The organism is Micromonospora sp. DT31 (assembly GCF_049841795.1).
In the GTDB taxonomy this organism is placed as follows: domain Bacteria; phylum Actinomycetota; class Actinomycetes; order Mycobacteriales; family Micromonosporaceae; genus Micromonospora.
Map to the genome: position 1 here is coordinate 1 of NZ_JBNCKZ010000070.1, position 619 is coordinate 619.

The window sequence follows — 619 nt, forward strand, 5'->3', positions numbered from 1 at the left end:
CTGGATCTTGCGGCCTTTGTGCGCGGACAGGTTGTCCAGGATGACGTAGATCGGTGCCCCGTCCGGACGCGCGGCTCGGATCGACTTGAGTGCGGCCAGGGTGTTCGCGGCGCTCTTGCGGCGCCGGACGACGCCCCAAAGCTGGTCGTCGCCGACGGAGTAGCAGCCGTGGAACTGCCGGACGCCGTGCAGCTTGTGGTAGTTCGCGGGCAGCCGGTGCGGATGGCCCGCGGGTGCCCACCCGGCGCCGGACTGGGGGCGGATCACGAGGGGTCCGAACTCGTCGAAGGCGAACACCCGTTGTGGGAAGTGGGTGCTGACGTACTCGATCCGGGCGAGTTTGGCATCGCGCTGCGGGTCGGTGGACTCCTTCCACGTCTTGGTCCGCTGGAAGGTGATCCGGTGCCGGTGCAGGATCTGCCGCAGCCGTTCCCGCCCGATCCAGACCCGGCGGGTGGCATGCAGGCGCAGGTGGTCGGCGAGCTTGCGGATGCTCCACCGGGTGAACGGCCGCCCCAGCTTCTCGGGGCGGGTGTTGGCCGTCTCGACGATGAACTGCTCTTCGTCAGGACTGATCTGGCGGGGACGGCCACCCGCCCACTGAGGGTCCAGGCTGGCC

The 619-nt window shown here is 69.3% G+C and carries 1 protein-coding gene; it reads right to left on the reverse strand.

Features of this window, described 5'->3' with window-relative positions; genetic code table 11:
* The coding region (locus ACLQ2X_RS28420; RefSeq protein ID WP_425684145.1) for an IS630 family transposase at window positions 1–619 on the reverse strand (619 nt) is incomplete at both ends.